Here is a 21,714-nt window from a genome sequence, read left to right as displayed (position 1 = left end):
CCGCAAGCAGCACGCCGGCCAGCAGCCAGCGGCCGGTCCATCGCCGGCGCGCGGTCTCCAGCGCGGCGCCCGGCCCGGTCGCGGCTGGCCCGGTCACAGCCGGTAGGCCGCCTTGGGCAGGCGATAGGCGAGGTCGACGACGACCTCGGCGGCCTCGTCCTCCTCGATCCGGTGCTCGGCCACCAGCTTGGCCAGCACCGCGCAGTCGATGCGGCGCGCGACATCGTGGCGGGCGGGAATCGACAGGAAGGCCCGGGTATCGTCGTTGAAGCCGACCGTGTTGTAGAAGCCTGCCGTGGACAGGGTCTGCTCGCGGAACCGCCACATGCCCTCGGGCGCGTCGTGGAACCACCAGGCCGGGCCCAGGAACAGGCTGGGGTAGTGGCCGGCCATCGGCCCCAGCTCGCGCGCGTAGGTGCTCTCGTCCAGGGTGAACAGGATCAGGCGGAAGTCGCGCTCGTTGCCGAAACGGTCCAGCAGCGGCTTCAGCGCATGCACGTACTCGGTGACCAGCGGCAGGTCGGCGCCGACGTTGCGGCCATGGCGGGCGAACAGCAGCGGGTTGTGGTTGCGGTAGCAGCCCGGATGCAGCTGCATCACCAGCCCGTCGTCCAGGCTCATCGCCGCCATCTCGGTCAGCACCTGGCCGCGGAACAGCGCCGCCTGCGCCGGGGTGAAGTCGCCACGCAGGATGGTCTGGAACAGCGCCCGCGCCTCGGCGTCGGACAGGTTGGCGGTCAGCGCGGACTCGTGGCCATGGTCGGTGGAGGTCGCGCCCAGCGAGGCGAAGAACGCGCGCCGGTTGCGGTGCGCGCGCAGGTAGCCGTCCCAGCTGTGCACGTCCTCGCCGGTGATCTCGCCGAAGCGCTGCAGTGCGGTGCCGAAGACTTCGTGCTCGGGATCGACGACCTCGTCGGGCCGGTAGGCGGTGAGGACCCGGCCCCCCCAGCCGCTGTCGCGGATGGTCTGGTGGTGGGTGAGCGGATCCAGCGGACCTTCCGTGGTCGCGATCACCTCGATGTCGAAGCGTTCGAACAGCGCCCGCGGCCGGAACGCGTCGGTCTGCAACGCACCGGTGATGGTGTCGTAGTAGTGGTCGGCGCTGCCCGCATCCAGTCGCGTGCGCAACCCGAAAACCTCGTGGAAGACATGGTTGAGCCACATCGACGAGGGCGTGCCGCGGAACAGGTGGAAGTGCTGCGCGAACACCCGCCAGGCCGCGCGCGGGTCGACCGGTCTCCCGCCGCCATCGCTGCGCGGGATGCCCAGCGCATCCAGCGGAACGCCCTGGCTGTAGAGCATGCGGAACACGTAGTGGTCCGGTACCAGCAGCAGCTCGGTCGCATTGGCGAACGGCGCGTTGCCGGCGAACCAGGCCGGGTCGGTATGTCCGTGCGGGCTGATGATCGGCAGGCGTGCGACTTCCGCATACAGCCGCCGCGCGATCGCGCGCTGGACCGGATCGGAGGAGAACAGACGGTCCTCGTGGAGATGCAGGGGCTTGGAGGCAGTGTTCATGGGTGTGCCTGTTGCGTGCGCGCGGTGAAGGTGGGGGGAATGGATCGCATCCAGCGGTGGTCGGCCATCGCGCGCCGGTCATGGCAATGCGATGCTCCGCTGTTGCTGTTGCTGTTGCTGTTGCTGTTGCTTCGGCTTTTGGTGTTCGCTCTTCTGCGCCTTAAAGCGAGCCGAGCATCGCAGGTGATCAGGGCCGAAGAGGCGCCCTTGTCTGAGCGGAGCGAGTTTGGGCGCCGTGCCCTGATCGCCGAGAAGCACAGGGCACCGATGCAACGCATCGGCGAGTGTCGGCGCCTGCGGTTTTGGTTACTTTTGCCAAGACAAAAGTAACCCGCACGACAGTGCGGAAGCTGTTGCCCTGATGCTTCTGCTTCTGCTTCTGCTTCGGCTTCTGCTTCAGCAGTGGCTCTGACGTTGAAAGCCAGAACAACAGCGAATGCCGAAGCAACGGCAAGAGCTTTCGCTCTCCCGCTTCCGCGGGGGGAGCGAGTCACTTTTCTTTGCCTGTGCAAAGAAAAGTAACCAAAAGAAAGCACAGCCGGTCCACTCGCCGGGCCGGCTGTGCCGACCCGGTGCCCTGCGCTTCCCGGCCGGCAGGGGACGCTGCCCAAACCCGCTGCGCTCAGACAAGGGCAGCTCTTCGCCCCTGCCGGCCTGCGATGCTCGGCTCGCTTCACGGCGGGGGAGGTCAAGGACGAAGCAGCATCCACGGCAACAGCCGGAGCAGCAGCGATAGCCGAAGCAACGGCAGTAGCCCAAGCAACCGCAGGAGCTTTCGCTCTCCCGCTGGCGCGGGGGGAGCGAGTCACTTTTCTTTGCTTGTGCAAAGAAAAGTAACCAAAAGAAAGCACAGCCGGTCCACTCGCCGGGCCGGCTGTGCCGACCCGGTGCCCTGCGCGTCTCGCAGACGTGGGGTCGGCCCACAACTCGCTGCGCTCAGACACGTGGGCCTCTTCGCCCCCACGTCTGCTGCGATGCTCGGCTCGCTTCACGGCGGGGGAGATCAAAAGCAGAGCACCATCCACGGCAACAGCCGGGGCAACAGCCGGGGCAACAGCCGGGGCAACAGCCCGCGGACGTCTAGGAGCAGGCACGCATACTGCGCGTGACTGGATCCAAGGCGTGGCCGCGCCGAGGCCGTTCATCGCCACATGCTCTCCGGCGGCCCGAGATAGCTCGCCCGCTGCTCGCCGCGCACTACTTCGATCCGCTGGAACACCAGGCCCGGGTCCACCGCCCACAGCTTCAGCGTGCGGTTGCCGGCACCCACCACGTGCTGCGAGGTGGCGACATGGACGCTGTCGGCCACCGCGCGCTCCCAGGCCTGGAAGTCGCGGTCGCCCGGGGTGGGGTCCAGGCGCACGTTGACGATCTGCGGCGGGGCGTCGTCGAAGGACACCGCGTAACGCAGGCCGCCGCGGTGCTGGATGTCCAGCGTCGGCGAGACGATCACGCGGACCTGGACCTCGCCGTCCTCGTGCAGGTGCAGCGGATACTCCAGGCGCATGCCGTCGCCGCCGGGCGTCAGCGCGGCGCCGGTGGCCGGCCAGACGGTGAGCGCGGCATCGGTGCGGCCCAGGTGCGGGATCGTCTGCCAGGCGATGCCGGGCGCGGCGACGGCGCGGGCGTGGTGCGCGGCCTCGATCACGACCTGGCCCTCGCTCTCGACGAAGCCGCGCACGCGGCCGGTGGCCGGCTTGAACACCGGCAGCTGCACGCGCACCTCGGTGCGTTCGCTGCCGAGCAGTTCGATCACCGCGCTGTGGCGCCCTTCGGGCACGGCGTTCCAGTCGATCTCCAGCGTCAGCGGCTGCTGGTCGCCGACTTCGCTCTCCTTCGGCGACACGGTCAGCCACGGCTGCGAGCTGGAGGCGGTGAAGCGGAACGGCTTGGCGCCGCGGTTGAACACGGTCACTCCGGGCATGCGGGTGGCATGGGGGTCGACCTGCGGCAGGCGCGCGCGTTCGACCGGCAGCGGCCAGCCACGGGCGTCGCCCTCGACCGCCACGCCCATCGTGCCGCGCTCGCGCACGTCGATGCGGGCCAGCGCAGGCAGCACGTTGCGGTCCGGCATCTGCCAGTGGGTATAGCCGATGCGCGGCTGCGACATCATGTGGATCCACTTGCCGCCGGCGATGTCCTGTTCGTAGACACGGGCCAGTTCCGCGTCGCGGGCGAACAGGCGCTCGGCTTCGTCGGCCCAGGCATTGGTGTCCGCGCGGCCCTGGTCGGCGTGCAGCCGGTTGCGGGCGATGGCGATGTACAGCGCGTTGAGGTTGGCGCTGGCCAGTACCGGGTACTCGACCAGCTGGTACCAGGCGTCGCGCTGGCTGGCGGGAAGCCGCGCGCCAAGCGTGGTGGTGCGCTCGGCCAGCGCCTGCCAGTCGCCGAGCACGCGCTCGGCCTCGCCGTGGTTGAGCAGGCTCCAGGTGTCGGCGGTGATCAGCTCGGGCTTGCGGCGCGCGTTGTACTGCGTGTAGCGGGTCAGGATCCCGCCGATCTCGTGTGCGTGGGCCGGGCCGAACTGTTCGGCGGCCCAGTCGGCCGGATAGCGTGCCAGCCGTTCGAGCGTGAACGCGTCCGGGTTCCAGGCCTGGTCGAGGAAGGCGCTGATCGGCAGCTCCATCGGCTTGATGTCGCCGACGTTGACCACCCACAGCCGGTCCACGCCGTGCGCGTAGGCCAGCCGCATCTGCTCCCAGGCGCGTTCGATCTGGGTGGTGTTGAGCCACTTGTAGTTGCGCGGGCCGCCGACGTAGTCGAAGTGGTAGTAGACGCCGTAGCCGCCGGCGCGCCGTTCGCCTGCCTTGGGCAGACGGCGGATGTTGCCCCAGTTGTCGTCGGCGAACAGCAGGGTGACGTCGTCCGGCACGCGCATGCCGGCGTCGAAGTAGTCCTGCACTTCCTTGTACAGCGCCCAGACCTGCGGGGTGTCTTCGGCCGGCCGGCCGGTGACTTCGGACAGGATCCGGCGCTGGTCGGCGACGATGCCTTCCAGCAGCCTGGTCGCGGTGTCCTCGCTCATCGGCTCGTCGCCGTCGCCGCGCATGCCCAGCGTGACCACGGCCTCGCGGCCCTGCAGCCGTTCGATGCCGTCGCGCCAGAACGCCTGCAGCCCATCCTTGTTGTGCGCGTAGTCCCAGGCGCCGCTTCCGTGCCGCTTCCATTCCACGTGCGCGCGCATCATCGGCTCGTGGTGGCTGGTGCCGATGACCACGCCGTACAGGGCGGCCATCTCGGCGTTCTTCGGGTCGTCGTCGTAGAACGCGCGGCCCCACATCGCCGGCCACAGGTAGTTGGCCTTGTGCCGCAGCAGCAGCTGGAACACGCGCTCGTAGAACCGGTGGTTGGGCCCGCCATAGGTGGCGCGCATCCAGCTGCCCAGGGCCGGATCCTCGTCGTTGATGAAGATGCCGCGGTAGCGCACCGCGGGTGCATCGACGAAGCGGCCCGGCGCCACGTGCAGCGCGCTGCGCGTCGGTGCGGGCACGTCGGCCCACCACTGCCACGGCGACACGCCGATCCGGCGCGACAGCTCGTACAGGCCGAAGATGGTGCCGCGCATGTCGGCGCCGGCGACCAGCAGGGCGCGGTCGACGCCGGGTTCGGGCGCATCCACCACCTGCAGCAGATAGCCTTCCCAGCGGCCGGCCACGTCCGCCACGTCGATGCCCTTGGCGCGGACGATGGCGTCCACGCGCGGGCTGTGGCCGAGCGTGCCGGCGATGATCGCCACCGGCATGCGCGCGCCGGGGGCGGTCTCGAGCGCGACGTCGCGACCGGACACCGCTGCCAGGTCGGCCTGCAGGTCGGCGGCGGCGCGCAGCACGCCGGCATGGTCGCCGGCATCGAGCAGCAGGCCGGCGGTGCGCCCCTTGTCGATCAGCGGCAGTGCGCCGCGGACCGGTGTTTCGCAGACCGCGGCCGGCACGCTGCAGGGCGTGTCCGCCCAGGCCGGTGCGGCCAGCAGCAGGGCGAACAGGGCGAGGGCATGGCGCATGCTCATGGCGTCGTCTCCGCGGTGCCCTGCACGTAGCCGCGCAGCCATTGCAGCGCCGGCCGCTCGCTGCCGTCCTCGCGAACCAGGTAGGCGCCCTGCTCGTCGCGCCACAGGCCGCGGCGGAAACCCCACAGGGTGATGCCGTGCACGCCGGGGTGTTCCCAGAACACCGGGAAGATGCGCTTGTAGTCGGCCAGCTGCTGGGCGTCGCTCGGCCCGTCGATGTCCAGCTCGGTCACGTACACCGGCAGGCCGGTAGCGGCGAGGCGGTCCAGGTTCGCGGTGTGCACCGACATCGGCGTTTCGGTGGTGGTGGAGAACGCGTGGCCCTGCACGCCGATCGCGTCGAGCAGCGATTCGCGCTGGAGCAGGGCGATGATCTCCAGGTAGCGGGTGGTGGCGGCGTCGCTGTTGGTGATGCTGTAGTCGTTGAGCATCAGCGTCGAGCGCGGGAAGTGCTTGCGCGCCAGCCGGTAGGATTCGATGATCCAGTCCCAGCCGCTGGCACCGGCGCCACCCAGCGCTTCCGCGTAGTTTCCGCCGCCTTCGTCGTCCTTCGTCGGCGGGTCGTTCAGCGGCTCGTTGACCACCTCGACGAAGTCCAGCGTCGGATAGCGTGCGGCGACCGCGGCGAACCATTCCTCGATCTCGGCGCGCTGCTCGGCCGGCGGCAGGTGCTTGATCCACTCCGGCTGCTGGTTGCCCCAGACCATCACATGCATCTGGAACGGGAAGCCGTTGTCCCGGGCGACCTTGTAGGCCGCGTCCAGCGCGGTCCAGTCCATCACGTCGCGCTCGGCCTCGACCTCGCCCCACTTGCCGCCGTTTTCCGGCGTGACCTTGTTCCAGTAGCCGGCGAAACCCTGGGCCTGGAAGGGCCCGTGGGCGCCGCCCAGGAATTTGGACTGGCCGGCTGCCAGCGGTGCGGTCTGGGCCAGCGCGGCCAGCGGCAGCGCGGCGAGCAGGCAGGCGGCCAACGTGGCCCGGATGATGTGCATGTGTCCCTCCCAGGAACAGTGCTGGATCGTGGTGGATGCGCCGCCGGCCGCAGCGCGGCGAGGGCGGCACCGACGCGTGCGCCGGTGCCGCCGCGACGCATCAGGACGCGGCGCTGCCGCCGTCCAGACGTGCCGGCTCCAGTCGCGGAGCAAGCAGGTGCACCACCACCAGGGCGATCAGGTAGGCCGAGCCGGCCATCATGAACAGCGGCACGTAGCTGCCGGTGGTTTCGAGCAGGAAGCCGGTGAAGGTGGCGATCATCATGCCGCCGACCGCACCGGCGAAGCCGCCGATGCCGACCACCGAGGCCACCGCCCGACGCGGGAACATGTCCGAGGTCAGGGTGAACACGTTCGCCGACCAGCCCTGGTGGCCGGCCGTGGCCAGGCCGATCAGGCCGACCGCGACCCACAGGTTGTCGGCCTTCACCGCGAACACGATCGGCACCACGCACAGGCCGCAGACCAGCATCGCGCCCTTGCGCGCCTTGTTGACGCTCCAGCCGCGCCTGATGAAGCGCCCGGCCAGCCAGCCGCCGGCGATGCTGCCGACGTCGGCCAGCACGAAGATCACGATCAGCGGCAGGCCCAGGCCGAGCAGGGTCAGCCCGTACTCGGCGTGCAGGAACTTGGGCAGCCAGAACAGGAAGAACCACCAGATCGGATCGGTGATGAACTTGGCGGCGACGAAGGCCCAGGCCTGGCGATGACGCAGGATCCGCGCCCACGGCACCTTGACCGACGGTTCGGGCGGATCGCTGCGGATGTGCGCGAGCTCGGCCTGGCTCAGCTTCGGCTGCTGCTCGGGCGTGCGGTACCAGAGCAGCCAGACCGCCAGCCAGGTCATGCTGAGCACGCCGGTGACCAGGAACGCGGCCTGCCAGCCCCAGGCCAGCGCCACCACCGGCACCATCATCGGGGCGACGATCGCGCCGATGTTGGAGCCGGAGTTGAAGATGCCGGTGGCCAGCGCACGCTCGCGTCGCGGGAACCACTCGGCCACGGTCTTGATCGCCGCAGGGAAGTTGCCCGACTCGCCCAGCCCCAGGAAGAAGCGGGCGATGATGAAACCGACCACGCCGGCCGCCAGTGCGTGGCCCATCGCCGCCAGGCTCCAGACGCTGATCGCGACCGCATAGCCGATGCGGGTGCCGAAGCGGTCGACGATCGCGCCGGTGCACAGCAGGCCGATCGCATACGCCGCCTGGAAGGCGGTGACGATGTAGCCGTACTGGATCTCGCTCCAGCCGATCTCGTCCTGCAGGAACGGCGCGAGCACGCCGAGCACCTGGCGGTCGATGTAGTTGATGGTGGTGGCCGCCAGCAGCATCGCGCAGATGCGCCAGCGGTACATGCCGACCTTGCGGGTCTCGCCGGCCGGGACCGGTGGGGCTTCGGCGCTCATGGGCACACGCCTGCCGGGATCTGGCCGCGGCAGGATCGCCCCGGCTGGTGCTGCTGCGTCATTCCCCCTCCGGAAGCCGCGCAAGGCTGATTTGGTGATAGCGCTATCATTATCACAGCGCTCCGCGGGATGCCCACCGCAGTGCAGCACGACACCGGGAATGTGCGGGAAATCAGCTGGAAATGAACCGGTTTCCGGATCGAAAAGGCACTGTCATGGAGCGGCCGGACATCCATGTTGCTCCGCAGCGTGCATGTCAAAATCTGGTAGCGCTACCATCCGTCGCGTCGTCAGGAGTCGGCCGTCTGTCCAGACAGGTGACCCCTCAGGAGTCGACGGTTCGTCTCAAAAAACCAAACCAACGAGCGCTGCCGCCAGGCGGCAGCCAGTCACCAGAAACGGGAGGGGAGTACGGTGCAAGTGCATATCGCAAGAACGAGGTTGTCGTGCGCATTGGGCGTGGCGCTGCTGGGCATGGCGGCGATGCCGGCCATGGCGCAGGACGCCGCGCCGGCGCAGCCGGCCAGCCAGCAGGTGACCGAACTGGACCAGGTGGTCGTCACCGGCTACCGCCAGAGCCTGCAGTACGCGACCGACGCCAAGCGGGATTCGACCGGGTTCACCGATTCGATCTTCGCCGAGGACATCGGCAAGTTCCCGGACACCAACATCGCCGAGTCGCTGAGCCGCATTCCGGGCATCCAGCTCAACCGCGACGTCAACGGCGAAGGCCTGAACATCGCGATCCGCGGCCTGCCCAGCAGCTTCACCAAGACCACCATCAATGGTGCCTCGGTGGCCACGGCCTCGATCGGCCTGGATGCGACCAACCAGAACCGCGAGGTCGATCTCAACATCTTCCCGACCGAGTTCTTCAACCAGCTCACCGTCTACAAGTCGCCGACCGCCAGGCTCGCCGAGGGCGGCGCTTCGGGCGTGGTCGACATGCGCAACATGCGCCCGTTCGACGTCAAGGGCTCGCAGGTCACCTACTCGCTGCAGGCCGACTACAACGACGTCAGCGACAAGGCCGCGCCGCGCGGCACCGTGATCGGCAGCTGGACCAACGACGCCGGCACCTTCGGCGTGCTGGCGGGCATCACCTCCCAGCGCGGCAAGATCGGCGTGGAAGGCTACGAGACCATCGGCTGGACCAACCCGAACCTGACCAACGCGCAGTGCGGCAACGGCGGCGCGCCGGCCGGCTTCCCGTCGCTGGGCCAGCCCTGCAACGTCACCGGCGGCAACGGCTGGCGCATCCCGGACGTTGTGCCCAACAACCCGTCCACGATCGCCGCCGGCCTGACCCCCGGCCAGGCCATCGACGCGGCGTGGCTGCAGGCCAACAACCCCGGCCTGACCACCGCGCAGATCGGCGAAGCGCTGATCCCCCGTCTGGGCCGTCCGGTGCACATGGGCGGCGACCGCGACCGCGACGCCTTCCTGGGCTCGATGCAGTGGCGTCCGAACGACAACACCGAGCTGTTCGTCGACGTGCTGTACACCAAGGCGCGCCGCACCAACGACCGCATCGACATCAACCTGATCGGCCGCAACGGCAACATCATCCCGCTGGACATGCAGCTGGATGCCAACAACGTCGTCACCAGCGCCACCTTCACCAACGCGCAGTTCTTCATGGAAGCGCGTCCGTACACCGAGGACGTGCAGTACTGGCACGTGACCCCGGGCGGCACCTTCTGGTTCGGCGAGGACCAGAACGTGAAGCTGGACGTGCAGGGCAGCATGAGCCGCAGCTGGATGTTCCGCGATTCGCCGACGATCGGCTTCAACTCGCCGTTCACCACGCTGCAGTACACCAACACCGGCGACGTCCCCACCTGGACCAGCAACCTGGACCTGAACGACCCGAACCTGGGCTGGACCTGGACCGGCGGCCGCGTCTGGGCGCAGAACGAGAAGCGCGTGACCGAGACCAGCGGCTTCCGTGCCGACCTGCAGCTCGGCGACGACCGCAACAACGTGACCTTCGGCGTGTCGTGGGACAACAACCAGCGCCGCATCCAGGGCTTCGGCGACACCGGCACCAGCTGGCAGCCGTACGCGCTGTCGCAGATCAGCGATGCGCAGCTGGCCGGCTACATCCTGCCGGGCCCGACCGGGTTCGTGACGGTGGACTTCGACCGGTTCATGCGCGACACCAACTACGCCCAGTACCGCGACGCGGCACCGGAAGCCGGTGGCCCCAACACCGGTGGCGCCACCGGTGGCTTCGACGAGACCACCAAGGCCGCCTACGTGATGGTCAACGGCGAGTCGGAGATCTGGAACCGCAACCTGCGCTTCAACATGGGCGTGCGTTACGCGACCACCGACCAGGAGATCAGCGGCCCGGTGACCATCGGCGGCGTGCGCCAGTGGCAGACCCTGGGCGGCGACTACGCCGAGTGGCTGCCGTCGTTCAGCGCGGCGTGGGACGTGGCCGACAACGTGGTGCTGCGCACCTCGGCCTCGCGCACCATGACCCGCCCGAACCCGAGCTCGATGCTGCCGGCGACCACCTTCACCGACATCTCGGCGCAGGTGGCCAACCAGGGCAATCCGAACCTCACCCCGTACATCTCGACCAACTTCGACATCGGCGGCGAGTGGTACACCGGTGCGGAAGGCTTCGTCGGCCTGACCCTGTTCAACAAGCGCATCGAGGGCTACACCTACCAGGGCGTGACCACGATGCCCTTCACCCAGCTGGGCATTCCGTTCGACACGCTGGTGGACGCGCAGCAGCAGGCGATCAACTCGCGCGGCGGCCCGAACGTGGCCACCGTCAACGTCAACCAGCAGGTCAACGCCGACGCCGAGCTCGAGATCCGCGGCTGGGAAGCGATCTGGGTGCAGCCGCTGGGCTTCGTGTTCGACGGCCTGGGCTTCATGGCCAACTACACCAGCATCGACATCAAGACGCTGGGCAAGGATGCGCGCGCGCTGGCCGGCAACGTCTACGGCGTGGCTCCGTCGATGTGGAACGCGACCACCTACTGGGAGAACGACGTCGCCTCGGTGCGCCTGTCCTACACCTGGGCCGAAGGCGCGGTGGGCACCGGTCCGAACCAGCAGGGCATTCCGTTCGCGCAGATCTTCGGCGAGGACCGCGGCCAGCTCGACCTGTCGGCCAGCTACACGCTCAAGGGCATCCGCTCCGAGCCGCAGCTGACCTTCAACGTGCTCAACATCACCGGTGAGGAGCGTCGTTCCAACTTCGCCTTCCCGAACGCGGTGAACGACATGTACGACCCGGGGACCACCTTCACGGTCGGCATCCGCGGTACGTTCTGAGCAACGGCGGGCCCTCCGCGCCGGCGTCGTCCTCCCGGACGCCGGCGCGGAGGTGCCATTCGCCACCGATGGAAACTCCGGCGCCTGCCTGGCGCCGGACAGGGAGGAGGGGATGACGCGACGGATGAGCAGCACATCGGAGATCCTCTCGGTCAGGGAGAAGATCGGCTACAGCCTGGGCGACCTGGCCGCCAACCTGATCTTCCAGACGCTGGTGACGTTCCTGGCGTTCTTCTATACCGACGTGTACCGGCTGCCGCCGGCGACCGCCGCGAAGATCATCTTCGTGGTCGGCCTGCTCGGCGCCTTCGTGTTCACCCCGACCATCGCGCTGCTGGCCGACCGCACGCAGACGCGCTGGGGCAAGTTCCGGCCGTGGATCCTGTGGACCGCCGTGCCGTTCGGCGTGCTCGCGCTGCTGGCCTTCAGCACGCCCGACCTGGGCGAGCGCGGCAAGGTCTTCTACGCGTTGACCACCTACACCCTGCTGGTGTTCGTCTACGCCGCCAACAACCTGCCGTACGCCGCGCTCAGCGGCGTGCTCACCGGCAGCATGGCCCAGCGCAACAGCCTGTCGGCCTACCGTTTCGTGGCGGTGATGGTGGCCCAGTTCATCATCCAGGCGCTGCTGCTGCCGCTGGTGCTGATCCTCGGCGACGGCGACAAGGTGCGCGGCTTCCACAACGCGATGATGATCTTCGCGATCGTCGGTACCGTGTTCTTCCTGATCACCTTCTTCACCACCCGCGAGCGCGTGGTGCCGGCGCCCGAGCAGAAATCCAGCATCGGCCAGGACGTGGGCGACCTGGTCCGCAACAGGCCGTGGCTGGTGATGCTGGCGCTGACCATCCTGGTGTTCGTGACCCTGGCGCTGAAGGGGGGCATGTACATCTACTACTTCCAGTACTACCTGGACGCTGGTGCGCTGGCCGGCTTCCTTGACGGCATCGGCTTCAATGCGGCCATCGCCGGCCTCAATGGCGCGCTGACCGGCATGGGCCTGACCGAGTTCCGCTGGCCCGACGACGCGCCGACCTCCGCGTTCGGCCTGTTCAACGGCGGCGGCATCATCTGCATGATCGTGGGCATCGGCTTCTCCCGGCGTCTGGCCGACCGTTTCGGCAAGCGCGACGTGTTCGGTGTGGCGCTGTTCGTGTCCACGCTGTTCATGCTGGCGTTCTACCTGTATCCGCCGGATGCGATCGGCATCGTGTTCGTCTCGCAGATGCTGCATGGCTTCTTCTACGGCATCACCATCCCGCTGCTGTGGGCGATGGTGGCCGACGTGGCCGACTACTCGGAGTGGAAGAACAACCGCCGCGCCACCGCGATCATCTTCTCGGCGATCCTGTGCGGCCTGAAGGTCGGCCTGAGCGTGGGCGGCGCGCTGGTCGCCGGCATCCTCGCGCACTACGGCTACGTGGCCGCGCAGCCGGTGCAGGCGCCCGAGACCGTGTCCGGCATCCGCCTGGCGGTCAGCCTGTACTGCTCGCTGCCGTTCCTGGCCTGCGTGGCGCTGCTGTTCCTGTACCGGATCGACAAGTCGATGGAGACGCGCATCGAGCGCGACCTCGACGCGCGCCGCCGCCAGGCGCCGGCGCCGGCCGGCACCTGATTCCCGATCCCCTTTTTCCCGGAAGCCCCGACCCATGAGCGAACCCACGATCGCCGCCGACGAACTCGCGGCGCTGGCCGCCACGGCCATCTCGCAGCCGCTGGTGACGCACATCTACACCGCCGACCCGTCCGCGCACGTGTTCGAGGGCAAGGTCTACGTCTATCCCTCGCACGACATCGATGGCGGGGCGGCGTTCGACGACGACGGCGGCCACTTCTGCATGGAGGACTACCACGTGCTGCGCCAGGACTCGCCGGAAGGCGAGGCCGAGGACTGCGGCATGGTCCTGCACGTGCGCGACGTGCCGTGGGCGCAGCGGCAGATGTGGGCGCCGACCGCCGCCTCGCGCGACGGGCGCTATTTCCTGTACTTCCCGGCCAAGCGGGCCGACGGCATCTTCCAGATCGGCGTCGCGTCCTCGGACCGGCCCGACGGGCCGTTCGTGGCCGACCCGGAGCCGATCGCCGGCAGCTACTCGATCGACCCGGCGGTGTTCGTCGACGATGACGGCGAGCAGTACCTGTACGTCGGCGGGATCTGGGGCGGGCAGCTGCAGAAGTACCGCGACAACGTCTACGACGCGGCCAACGAGGAACCGACCGGCGACGCACCGGCGCTGGGTCCGCGCGTGGCGCGCCTGCGCGAGGACATGCACGGCTTCGCCGAGCCGACCCGCGAGGTGCTGATCCTGGACGAGCACGGCCAGCCGCTGCGCGCCGACGACCACGACCGGCGCTACTTCGAGGGGCCCTGGGTGCACAAGCACGCGGGGCGCTACTACCTGTCGTACTCGACCGGCAACACGCACCTGCTGTGCTACGCGGTCGGCGACGACCCGTACGGGCCGTTCACCTACCAGGGCGTGCTCATGACGCCGGTGGTCGGCTGGACCACGCACCACTCGATCCTCGCCTTCGGCGACCAGTGGTACCTGTACTACCACGACGCGCTGCGCTCGGGCGGGGTGACCCACCTGCGCTCGGCGAAGGTGACCCGGCTGCAGCACGAAGCCGACGGCAGCATCCGGACCATCCATCCCTATGGCGGCTGATCCGGCCGTGGTCATCGCGCCGGACGGCGCGCTGGCGCCGTTGGCGTGCGGCCCGCTGACAACGCTGTCGAACGCGTTGCTGCGGGTCGATGTCGCCGCGCAGGCCGGCGGCCGCATCGCCCAGATCCATCACCGCGGCGTGGCCCAGCTGCTCGGCCCGGAGGACGGCAATCCGGCGACGATCGCCTGGGGCAGCTTCCCGATGGCGCCGTGGGCCGGGCGCATCCGTCACGGCTGCTTCCACTTCGCCGGGCGCGACTACCGGCTGCCGGCCAATTTCGGCGGGCACGCGATCCATGGCGTGGCGTTCGCACTGCCGTGGACGGTGGAGCAGGCCACGGCCGAGGCGGCCACCCTGGTCCTGGCCTTGCCGCAGGACGCGCGCTGGCCGTTCGGCGGCCAGGTCCGCCAGCAGCTCGTGCTCGACGGCGCCGTGCTGCACCAGCGGCTGGAAGTGACCGCCGGCGCGCAGGCGATGCCGGTCACGCTGGGCTGGCATCCGTGGTTCCGCAAGCCGCACCGGCTGGAGTTCCATCCCGAGGCGATCTATCCGCGCGACGCCGACGGCATCGCGGTGCTGCCGCTCGCGCCGCCGCCGCCGGGCCCGTGGGACGACTGCTTCGTCAACCGCCGGCCGGTGGTGCTGCACGGCGATGGCATGCGCCTGCGCCTGGACTCGGACTGCGAGCACTGGGTGGTGTTCGACGAACTGGCGCACACCACCTGCGTGGAGCCGCAGAGCGGACCGCCGGACGCGCCCACGCTGGCGCCGCGCATCCTGCAGCCCGGCGAGACGGCGCAGGCGTGGATGCGGATGGAGTGGCTGCCCTAGCGTCGGCGCGGCGTCGGTGGCCGGTGCACGCGACGGCCCGTGCATCCCTCGCCCGGGCGTGATGGGCGCGATGGGGCCGGGAGCCGCCGGCACCGGGTTCCATGATCGTGATCATGGCGATGGCCGCAGGCGCGGGCCACCATCGCGCCTGGCCTTCCCGCTGCGTCCCGATGATCCGCACCCTCTACCTCGCCGGCCCCGACGTGTTCCGCCCCGATGCCCAGCAGCGTGGCGCCCAGCTCAAGGCCGACTGCGCCGCGTTCGGTTTCGACGGCCTGTTTCCGCTCGACCAGCACGTGCCGGCGACGATCGCCCGGCCCGACGAGCAGGCCGCCTGGATCTACCGCGCCAACATCGGCCTGATCGAACGCGCCGACGCGGTGCTGGCCAACCTCGACTTCTTCCGCGGCCCGGAGCCGGACAGCGGCACCTGTTTCGAGGTCGGCTACGCGGTGGCCAAGGGCAAGCCGGTCTACGGCTACATCCCCGAGCACGGCAGTTTCGCCCAGAGGATCCGGCTGCGGCATCCCGAGGCGATCGGGCCCGACGGCATGCTCGACACGCGTGGCTGGTGCTTCGAGGAGTTCGGCCTGCCGCTCAACCTGATGCTGTCGGTGCCCGCACCACTGGTCGTGGGCGACGCACGTACCGCGCTGGCGCGCCTGCGCCACGACCAGGCCCACGCCACCGGCTGAGTCCGGTGCGTTCACCGGCAGGCCACGCAGGCGCCCGCAGGATCGGGCCATCCGTCGAAGGAGAGCCGTCATGACCCGTCACCGCCTGCTCCTGCTGTCCGCGCTGCTGGTTCCGGTGCTCGCCGCCTGCGGCCGCGACGCGCCGGTGGTCGAACCCGGCAGCGATGCCGAAGCCGCGGTGAACGCGGCCACGCCCGCGGTCTCGGGCCCGGCGGCGCCCGCGCAGCCGGCCACGTCCGCCGCATCGCCGGACGCTGCGGTCAGCGACAGCGTCGGTGCCGGGCACGTCAAGGCGCGCGATGCCTGCGTGGCCGCCGTGGCCGAGCGCAGCGGCGTTGCGCGCGAGCGGCTCGTGGTCACCGAGGTGCTGTGGGCCGAAGCCGGCGTCGGCGTCACCGTGCAGGTGCCGGGCAGCGAGGCGCCGTGGTCGTGCCTGTCCGACGAGGACGGCAACGTGCAGGGCGCGGCATCCACCGGCGGCGTCGCACCCGGCTGATCCGGCACGGTCGCCACCCGCCTGGCGGCGATGCGGGTCAGCGCACCGGTGCGGCCTGCGGCACGCGCCGGATCCGGTCGGTGTCGTAGCCGAGCGTGCGGATGAAGGCGATGCGCTCGGCGTAGTCGGCGTCGCTGATCGTCGGCGTGCGCGCCATCAGCCACACGTAGTCGCGCTTGCTGCGGCCGACGATGGTCTGGGTGTAGTCCTCGTCCAGGTAGACGATCACGTACTCGGCCTTGATCGGCCAGACGAACTGCATGCCCCAGACCGCGCCGTTGCCGTGGTCGCGCACGGTGCCGACCGGATGCATGGTGCGCACGCGCGCGTCGTGGCTGCCCTTGCGGTAGCGGAAGGTGGTGCGGATCCGCCCGTCCGCGTCCAGCGCGTAGGACTCCAGCGAGTCGTAGGCCTGCTTCTCGATGAAGGTCGGGATCTGTGCGATCACGTACCAGTCGCCCATGAAGCGCGGTACGTCGACCTGCGCGACCGGCGGGATCTGGCGGGTGTCGCGGCCGCTGCAGGCGGTCATGGCCAGCAGTCCTGCGAGCAGGAGGAAACGGAACAGGCGCATGCGGGTTCTCCTCGGGCCGTGAAGGGAAGCGGGCGGCAGCGCGGCATCGGTCAGCCCGCCCTGGCGAAGCGGTAATGGGCGACCAGCCACTGGTTGCCGTCGTCGTAGCCGAACAGCTCGGCGCAGGCCATCCAGAACATCCGCCAGCGTTGGAACCACAGCGCGGCCGCCGCCTCGCCGTAGGTCTGCCGCATCAGCGCCATCACCTCGGTGCGCCGCGCGTCCTGGCGCTGCAGCCAGTGGTTGGCGGTGCGCTGGTAATGGGTGCCGTCCACCAGCCAGCGCTGCTGCAGCTGCAGATGCTGCGGGAAGCAGAGCAGGGTGTCGGCGGCCGGCATCAGCCCGCCGGTGAAGAAGTGCCGGCCCATCCAGTTGTCCTCGCCCGCGGTCTCGAACGGATACATCAGGTGGCGGTGGGCGAAGATGTGCACGAACAGCAGGCCGTCCGGGCGCAGCCAGCCGGCGATGCGCTCCAGCAGCAGCGCGTAGTTGCGCACGTGCTCGAACATCTCCACCGAGACGCAGCGGTCGAACCGCGCCGGTTCCAGCTCGAGCACGTTGACGTCGCAGGTCACGATGCGGACGTTGCGCAGGCCGCGCTCGGCGCAGCGCGCCAGGATGTGCTCGCGCTGGCCGTGCGAGTTGGAGACCGCGGTGATGCGCGCGTCCGGGTAGCGCTCCGCCATCCACAGCGTCAGCGAGCCCCAGCCGCAGCCGAGTTCCAGGATGTCCTGGCCATCGGCCAGCGCCGCGCGCTCGGCGTACAGCGCCAGCATCGCCTCCTCGGCCTGGTCCAGCGTCTCGTGGCCGGTGGGGTAGTAGCAGCCGCTGTACTTGAGCCGCGCGCCGAGCACGTGGCGGAAGAAGGCGGCGGGCACTTCGTAGTGCTGGCGGTTGGCCGCGTCGGTGTGCAGCGCCAGCGCGCTGCCGCGCAGCTCCCGCAGGCGTGCGGCGAAGCGCGCGGCCTGCGCCTCGGGTCCGCCCTCCGATTCCTCGGCCAGGCGTACCGCGCACTGGCGGCGGATGCCCAGCCGCAGCAGGGCGTCGGGCAGCAGGCCGCGTTCGGCCAGGCCGGTCAGGCCGGGCGCCGGCGCATCGGCGGGCAGCAGGTCGGCGGCGACGTTCATCGGGTGGACTCCTTGTGGGGGCGGCGGGGCCAGGGGATCAGCATCGGGGTGTCGCGCTGGTAGGCGCGGTAGTCGTCGCCGCGGCTGCGCAGCGCCTGTTGCTCGGTGTAGGGAATGCCGCTGACGAAGCGCAGGAACAGGTACATCACCAGCGGCCCGGCCCAGCTCAGCCACCACAGTGGCGAGCCGACCGCCAGCGCGACGTAGGCGAACCAGTGCAGCCATTCGAAGAAGTAGTTGGGATGGCGCGAGTAGCGCCACAGCCCGTCGCGACAGGTCCGGCCGCGGTTGGCCGGATCGGCGCGGAAGCGGGCCAGCTGGCGGTCGGCGATGCCCTCGCCGGCGACCGCGCCGATCCAGATCGCCAGCGCCAGCACGATCCACGGCCACGGCGTGGCCTGCGGACTGCGCGCGGCCGCCACGAACGGCAGCGCGAACAGCACCACCAGCAGCGCCTGGGCCTGGAAGAACAGGAAGAATTTCCCCTGGTGGCCCTGCCAGTGCGTGCGCAGATGGCGGTAGCGGCCGTCCTCGTCCTCGCCGCGGACCCGCCGCCACAGGTGCCGCGCCAGGCGCAGCCCCCACAGCGCACCCATCGACGCCAGCGCGACGCGCGCGGCCGGCGCGCCATCGCCGAGCACGGCGGCGACCACCGCGGCCGCACCGACGCCGCCGGCCCAGACCACGTCGACGATGCCGGCATTGGCGCGGCGGCGCTGCCACTGCCAGGCCAGCGCCTGCGCCAGCGCGGCCAGGATCCAGATCGCCAGCAGCGGCAGGGCCACGCTCATGCGGCCAGCTCCGGGCGATGGCCGGGCCGGGCCAGCAGCAGGTGCGACACGCCGATCGAACGCTCCAGGAAGCCGCCCTCGCAGTAGGCCAGGTAGAACTGCCACAGGCGGATGAAGCGCTCGTCGAAGCCCTGCGCGCGCACCTGCGGCAGCTGCCGCATGAAGCGTTCGCGCCAGGCGCGCAGGGTCAGCGCGTAGGACAGGCCGAAGTCCTCCTGGCCGACCAGCTGCAGGTCGCTGCTGCGGGTCTTGGCGTCGAGCATCGCGGCGATCGACGGGATGAAGCTGCCGGGGAACACGAAGCGCTTGATGTAGTCGACGCTGTCGCGCGCCTGCACGTAGCGGTGGTCCTCGATCGTGATCGCCTGCAGCAGCGCCAGGCCGTCCGGGCGCAGCAGCGCGCCGACCTTGCCGAAGTAGGTGTCGAGGTACTGCGCGCCGATCGCCTCGATCATCTCGATCGACACCAGCCGGTCGTACTGGCCATCGAGGTCGCGGTAGTCGTCCAGGCGCAGGTCGACCAGGTGCGCGACGCCGGCCGCGTCGATCCGCTGCCGCGCCAGCGCGTGCTGCTCGCGCGAGATCGTGGTGGTGGTGACGTGGCAGCCGTAGCGGCTCGCCGCATGCACCGCGAAGCCGCCCCAGCCGGTGCCGATCTCGACCACGCGCAGGCCCGGCCGCAGCCCCAGTCGCTGGCAGATGCGGTCGAGCTTGCGGGTGGAGGCGATCTCCAGCGGCTCGCCCGGGTAGGCGAACATCGCCGAGGAATACATCAGGTCCGGCGACAGGAACAGGCCGAAGAAATCGTTGCCCAGGTCGTAGTGGGCGGCGATGTTGCGGCGCGCGCCGTCGCGGGTGTTGCGGCGCAGGGCGGCCCAGGCGCGCAGGGCGACGCCGCCCAGCCGCGCGAGGCCGCTTTCCATGCCGTCGAGCAGCTCGCGGTTGCGCACCAGCAGGCGCACCAGGCCCACCAGGTCGTCGCAGCGCCACAGGCCGTCGATGTAGGCCTCGCCGGCGCCGACGCTGCCCTGGGTGGCGAGCGCGCGGTAGAACGCCGGGTCGTCGATCCGCACGTGCACCGACAGGCCGTCGGCCGCCGGCATGCCGAGCCGGCATTCGCCCCAGGGATCGGTGATGCGCAGTTGGCCGTGCGCCAGCGTTGCCAGCTGCCCGAGCAGGCGGCGGCGCAGCCAGCCGTCGAACTGGCCGCTGCGCGCGGGGGAGGAGGGGTCTGCGATCTGGTTCATCGGGGCGAGGCCGCCTTGCGGGGATGGTCGTGGACCGGCGCGCGCTTGAGCCACAGCCGCAGCGCCTGCCAGTGGATGGCGCCGACCACCTGTGCGGTCATCGCCGGATAGCGCCACAGCACCCGTGCCAGCGAGCGCCCGTCCAGCGGGCGGCGCTGCAGGGCGAGGGTGGCATCGAAGCTGCGGGTACCGGCGTGGAACACGTCCATGTGGACGTGCAGATCCTCGCCGGGCGGGGTGAAGCGCCAGTGATAGCCGCAGTCCATCGGCATGAACGGCGACACGTGGAAGCGCTTGTCGAAGTCCCAGGCACGGGCGCGGCCATGCACCTTGCCGGCCTCGATCGGCAGCACGTAGGCGTGGCGTTCCTTCCACGGCGTGTTGGTGATGTCGGCCACGATCGCGTCGAGCGTGCTGCCGTCGGCCTGGTAGCAGTAGTAGAAGCTGACCGGATTGAACTGCAGGCCGGCGTAGCGCAGGTGGGTGAGCAGGCGGATCGGTCCGTCCGGCGCGCGCCCGGTGACCGCGGCGACCCGCGCGCGGACCGCGCTGCGCAGTTCGACGTCGGCCGGTCGCAGGAAATCGGCGCGGCGGAAGCTGGCCAGGTTGGCGCGCTCGTGCGACCACAGCCAGCGGCCGGCGAACACGCGCTCCAGTTCGTCCAGGTCCAAGTACAGCTGCGCGACGCGGTAGTCGAACGCATGCGCCACCGGCGCATGCCGGCGGTGGCGCACGTGGCCTTCGTAGACCGCGCTGTGCAGGGGTGCGCCGGAACTCATGCGCGCGCGGCCTCGCCACGCGGCGGTGCCACCGGTGCCGGCGACAGCGCTTCCGGGTCGAGCGCGGCGACCACGTCGCGCGCGCTGCGGATGCCGTCCTCGTGGAAGCCCCAGCCCCAGTACGCGCCGGCGAACCAGGTGCGGCGGTGGCCCTGGATGCGCGCGCGCTGCGCCTGCGCGGCGACCATCGCGTGGTCGTGGACCGGGTGCGCGTAGCGCATCCGCGCCAGCAGCCGCTCCGGTGCGATCGCCGCGGTGCGGTTGAGCGTGACCACGAAGGTGTCGGCCGCGCGCAGCCCCTGCAGCAGGTTCATGCAGTAGCTGACCGTGCAGGGATGGTCCGGATCGGACGGCACGTGGGCGTTCCAGGCCGCCCATGCCGCGCGCCGCCGCGGCAGCAGGCGGGTGTCGGTGTGCAGGGCCACGTCGTTGGCCTGGTAGCGGATCGCCGACAGCAGCGCATGCTCGGTGTCGGCCGGATCCTGCAGCAGGGCCAGCGCCTGGTCGCTGTGGCAGGCCATCACCACGTGGTCGAAGCGCTCCACGCCATGCGCGCTGATCACCTCGACCGCGTCGGCGAAGCGGCGCACGCCCAGCACCGGACACCGGGTGCGCACCTGCGCCTGCCAGCGTGCGCGCATCGCCTCGATGTAGCGCGACGAGCCGCCGACCACGGTGCGCCACGGCGCGCGCGCGCCGAGGTCGAGCATCTGGTGGTTGGCCATGAACTCGACCAGGTAACGTGCAGGGAAATCGAGCACCCGCTGCGACGACGAGGACCACAGCGCCGAGGCCATCGGCACCAGGTGCGCGTCGCGGAACAGCGCGCCGTAGCCGCCGGCATCCAGGTACTCGCCCAGCGACGGGCCCGGGCCGGCGTCGTCGAGCAGGGCCGGTGCACTGCGGTAGAAGCGCGCCAGGTCGCGCAGCATTCCCCAGAACGCGGGCGAGGCCAGGTTGCGCGGCTGGCAGAACAGGCCGCGCAGGCTGCCGGCGTTGTACTCCAGGCCATCGGCCTCGCGGTGCACCGAGAAGCTCATGGTGGTCGGCCGCGAGGCCACGCCGAGCTCGTCGAACAGCGCGCCCAGCAGCGGGTAGTGCGCCGGGTTGAACACGATGAAGCCGGTATCGACGTGGTGCACGCCGTCCGCGCGTTCGACCGCGTGGGTGTGGGTATGGCCGCCGAGCCGCGCATCGGCCTCGAACAGCACCACCTCGTGGCGGCGCGACAGCCACCAGGCCGAGGCCAGGCCGGCGATGCCGGAGCCGACGATCGCGATCCGCAT

Annotated in this window: 17 protein-coding genes; 7 read left to right on the top strand and 10 right to left on the bottom strand. The window is 70.2% G+C overall.

From position 1 onward, the window contains the following. Nucleotides 1–93 precede the first annotated feature (93 nt). Nucleotides 94–1,518 (bottom strand): glucuronate isomerase, encoded by a 1,425-nt coding sequence (gene uxaC / locus IB242_RS13685; protein ID WP_192280273.1) that lies wholly within the window; start codon nt 1,516–1,518, stop codon nt 94–96. Nucleotides 1,519–1,557: 39 nt separating this feature from the next. Between uxaC and IB242_RS13680 the strand changes: the two genes are divergently transcribed. Then, complete coding sequence (locus IB242_RS13680; RefSeq protein ID WP_192280263.1) at nt 1,558–1,848, top strand: hypothetical protein; 291 nt, start codon at nt 1,558–1,560, stop codon at nt 1,846–1,848. Nucleotides 1,849–2,659: 811 nt separating this feature from the next. Here IB242_RS13680 and IB242_RS13675 read toward each other — a convergent pair. The 3 genes from IB242_RS13675 to IB242_RS13665 form a co-directional block, all read right to left on the bottom strand. After that, the gene (locus tag IB242_RS13675) at nt 2,660–5,524 is read right to left on the bottom strand and encodes a glycosyl hydrolase 115 family protein (protein WP_192280261.1); all 2,865 of its coding nucleotides are present in this window, start codon (nt 5,522–5,524) and stop codon (nt 2,660–2,662) included. Continuing rightward, a complete protein-coding gene (locus IB242_RS13670; protein ID WP_192280258.1) occupies nt 5,521–6,516 on the bottom strand; it encodes an endo-1,4-beta-xylanase in 996 nt (331 codons plus the stop codon). The genes IB242_RS13675 and IB242_RS13670 overlap by 4 nt, the downstream gene beginning before the upstream one ends. 100 nt (nt 6,517–6,616) lie before the next feature. After that, complete coding sequence (locus IB242_RS13665; protein ID WP_192280255.1) at nt 6,617–7,921, bottom strand: MFS transporter; 1,305 nt, start codon at nt 7,919–7,921, stop codon at nt 6,617–6,619. A 414-nt stretch (nt 7,922–8,335) separates the two neighbouring features. On the opposite strand from IB242_RS13665, the gene IB242_RS13660 reads away from it, so the two are divergent. The 6 genes from IB242_RS13660 to IB242_RS13635 all read left to right on the top strand — a co-directional run bounded on the left by IB242_RS13660 (nt 8,336) and on the right by IB242_RS13635 (nt 15,910). Further along, the gene (locus tag IB242_RS13660; protein ID WP_192280252.1) at nt 8,336–11,218 is read left to right on the top strand and encodes a TonB-dependent receptor; all 2,883 of its coding nucleotides are present in this window, start codon (nt 8,336–8,338) and stop codon (nt 11,216–11,218) included. 124 nt (nt 11,219–11,342) lie between these two features. Beyond that, on the top strand, nt 11,343–12,833 hold the full coding sequence (locus tag IB242_RS13655) for an MFS transporter (protein WP_192280250.1): 1,491 nt from the start codon (nt 11,343–11,345) through the stop codon (nt 12,831–12,833). A gap of 34 nt (nt 12,834–12,867) precedes the next feature. Continuing rightward, nucleotides 12,868–13,887, top strand: coding sequence for a glycoside hydrolase family 43 protein (locus tag IB242_RS13650; RefSeq protein ID WP_192280247.1), 1,020 nt, complete (start codon nt 12,868–12,870; stop codon nt 13,885–13,887). Next, the gene (locus IB242_RS13645) at nt 13,877–14,719 is read left to right on the top strand and encodes an aldose epimerase (protein ID WP_192280244.1); all 843 of its coding nucleotides are present in this window, start codon (nt 13,877–13,879) and stop codon (nt 14,717–14,719) included. The genes IB242_RS13650 and IB242_RS13645 overlap by 11 nt, the downstream gene beginning before the upstream one ends. Before the next feature lie 170 nt (nt 14,720–14,889). Then, nucleotides 14,890–15,414, top strand: coding sequence for a nucleoside 2-deoxyribosyltransferase (locus tag IB242_RS13640; protein WP_192280242.1), 525 nt, complete (start codon nt 14,890–14,892; stop codon nt 15,412–15,414). A gap of 70 nt (nt 15,415–15,484) precedes the next feature. After that, nucleotides 15,485–15,910, top strand: coding sequence for a hypothetical protein (locus IB242_RS13635; protein ID WP_192280239.1), 426 nt, complete (start codon nt 15,485–15,487; stop codon nt 15,908–15,910). 37 nt (nt 15,911–15,947) lie between these two features. On the opposite strand, the gene IB242_RS13630 is transcribed toward IB242_RS13635, so the two are convergent. Genes IB242_RS13630 through IB242_RS13605 form a run of 6 tightly spaced genes read right to left on the bottom strand, consistent with a single transcriptional unit; the run spans nt 15,948 to nt 21,714 of the window. After that, the gene (locus tag IB242_RS13630) at nt 15,948–16,484 is read right to left on the bottom strand and encodes a lipocalin family protein (RefSeq protein WP_192280236.1); all 537 of its coding nucleotides are present in this window, start codon (nt 16,482–16,484) and stop codon (nt 15,948–15,950) included. Between the two features lie 50 nt (nt 16,485–16,534). After that, nucleotides 16,535–17,611 carry a cyclopropane-fatty-acyl-phospholipid synthase family protein gene (locus IB242_RS13625; RefSeq protein ID WP_192280232.1) on the bottom strand — a complete coding sequence of 359 codons (1,077 nt, stop codon included), beginning with the start codon at nt 17,609–17,611 and terminating at the stop codon, nt 16,535–16,537. Further along, nucleotides 17,608–18,402, bottom strand: coding sequence for a DUF1295 domain-containing protein (locus IB242_RS13620; protein ID WP_192280229.1), 795 nt, complete (start codon nt 18,400–18,402; stop codon nt 17,608–17,610). The genes IB242_RS13625 and IB242_RS13620 overlap by 4 nt, the downstream gene beginning before the upstream one ends. Continuing rightward, nucleotides 18,399–19,649 carry a cyclopropane-fatty-acyl-phospholipid synthase family protein gene (locus IB242_RS13615; protein WP_192280226.1) on the bottom strand — a complete coding sequence of 417 codons (1,251 nt, stop codon included), beginning with the start codon at nt 19,647–19,649 and terminating at the stop codon, nt 18,399–18,401. The genes IB242_RS13620 and IB242_RS13615 overlap by 4 nt, the downstream gene beginning before the upstream one ends. After that, nucleotides 19,646–20,428 carry a DUF1365 domain-containing protein gene (locus tag IB242_RS13610; RefSeq protein ID WP_192280223.1) on the bottom strand — a complete coding sequence of 261 codons (783 nt, stop codon included), beginning with the start codon at nt 20,426–20,428 and terminating at the stop codon, nt 19,646–19,648. The genes IB242_RS13615 and IB242_RS13610 overlap by 4 nt, the downstream gene beginning before the upstream one ends. After that, entirely contained in the window at nt 20,425–21,714 is a 1,290-nt protein-coding gene (locus IB242_RS13605) for an FAD-dependent oxidoreductase (RefSeq protein WP_192280220.1), read from the bottom strand. The genes IB242_RS13610 and IB242_RS13605 overlap by 4 nt, the downstream gene beginning before the upstream one ends.

It is taken from the genome of Xanthomonas sp. XNM01 (assembly GCF_014851915.1).
GTDB lineage: Bacteria > Pseudomonadota > Gammaproteobacteria > Xanthomonadales > Xanthomonadaceae > Pseudoxanthomonas.
Note: the sequence above shows the minus strand (reverse complement) of the source record. Positions and strands in the feature narration are given on the sequence as shown.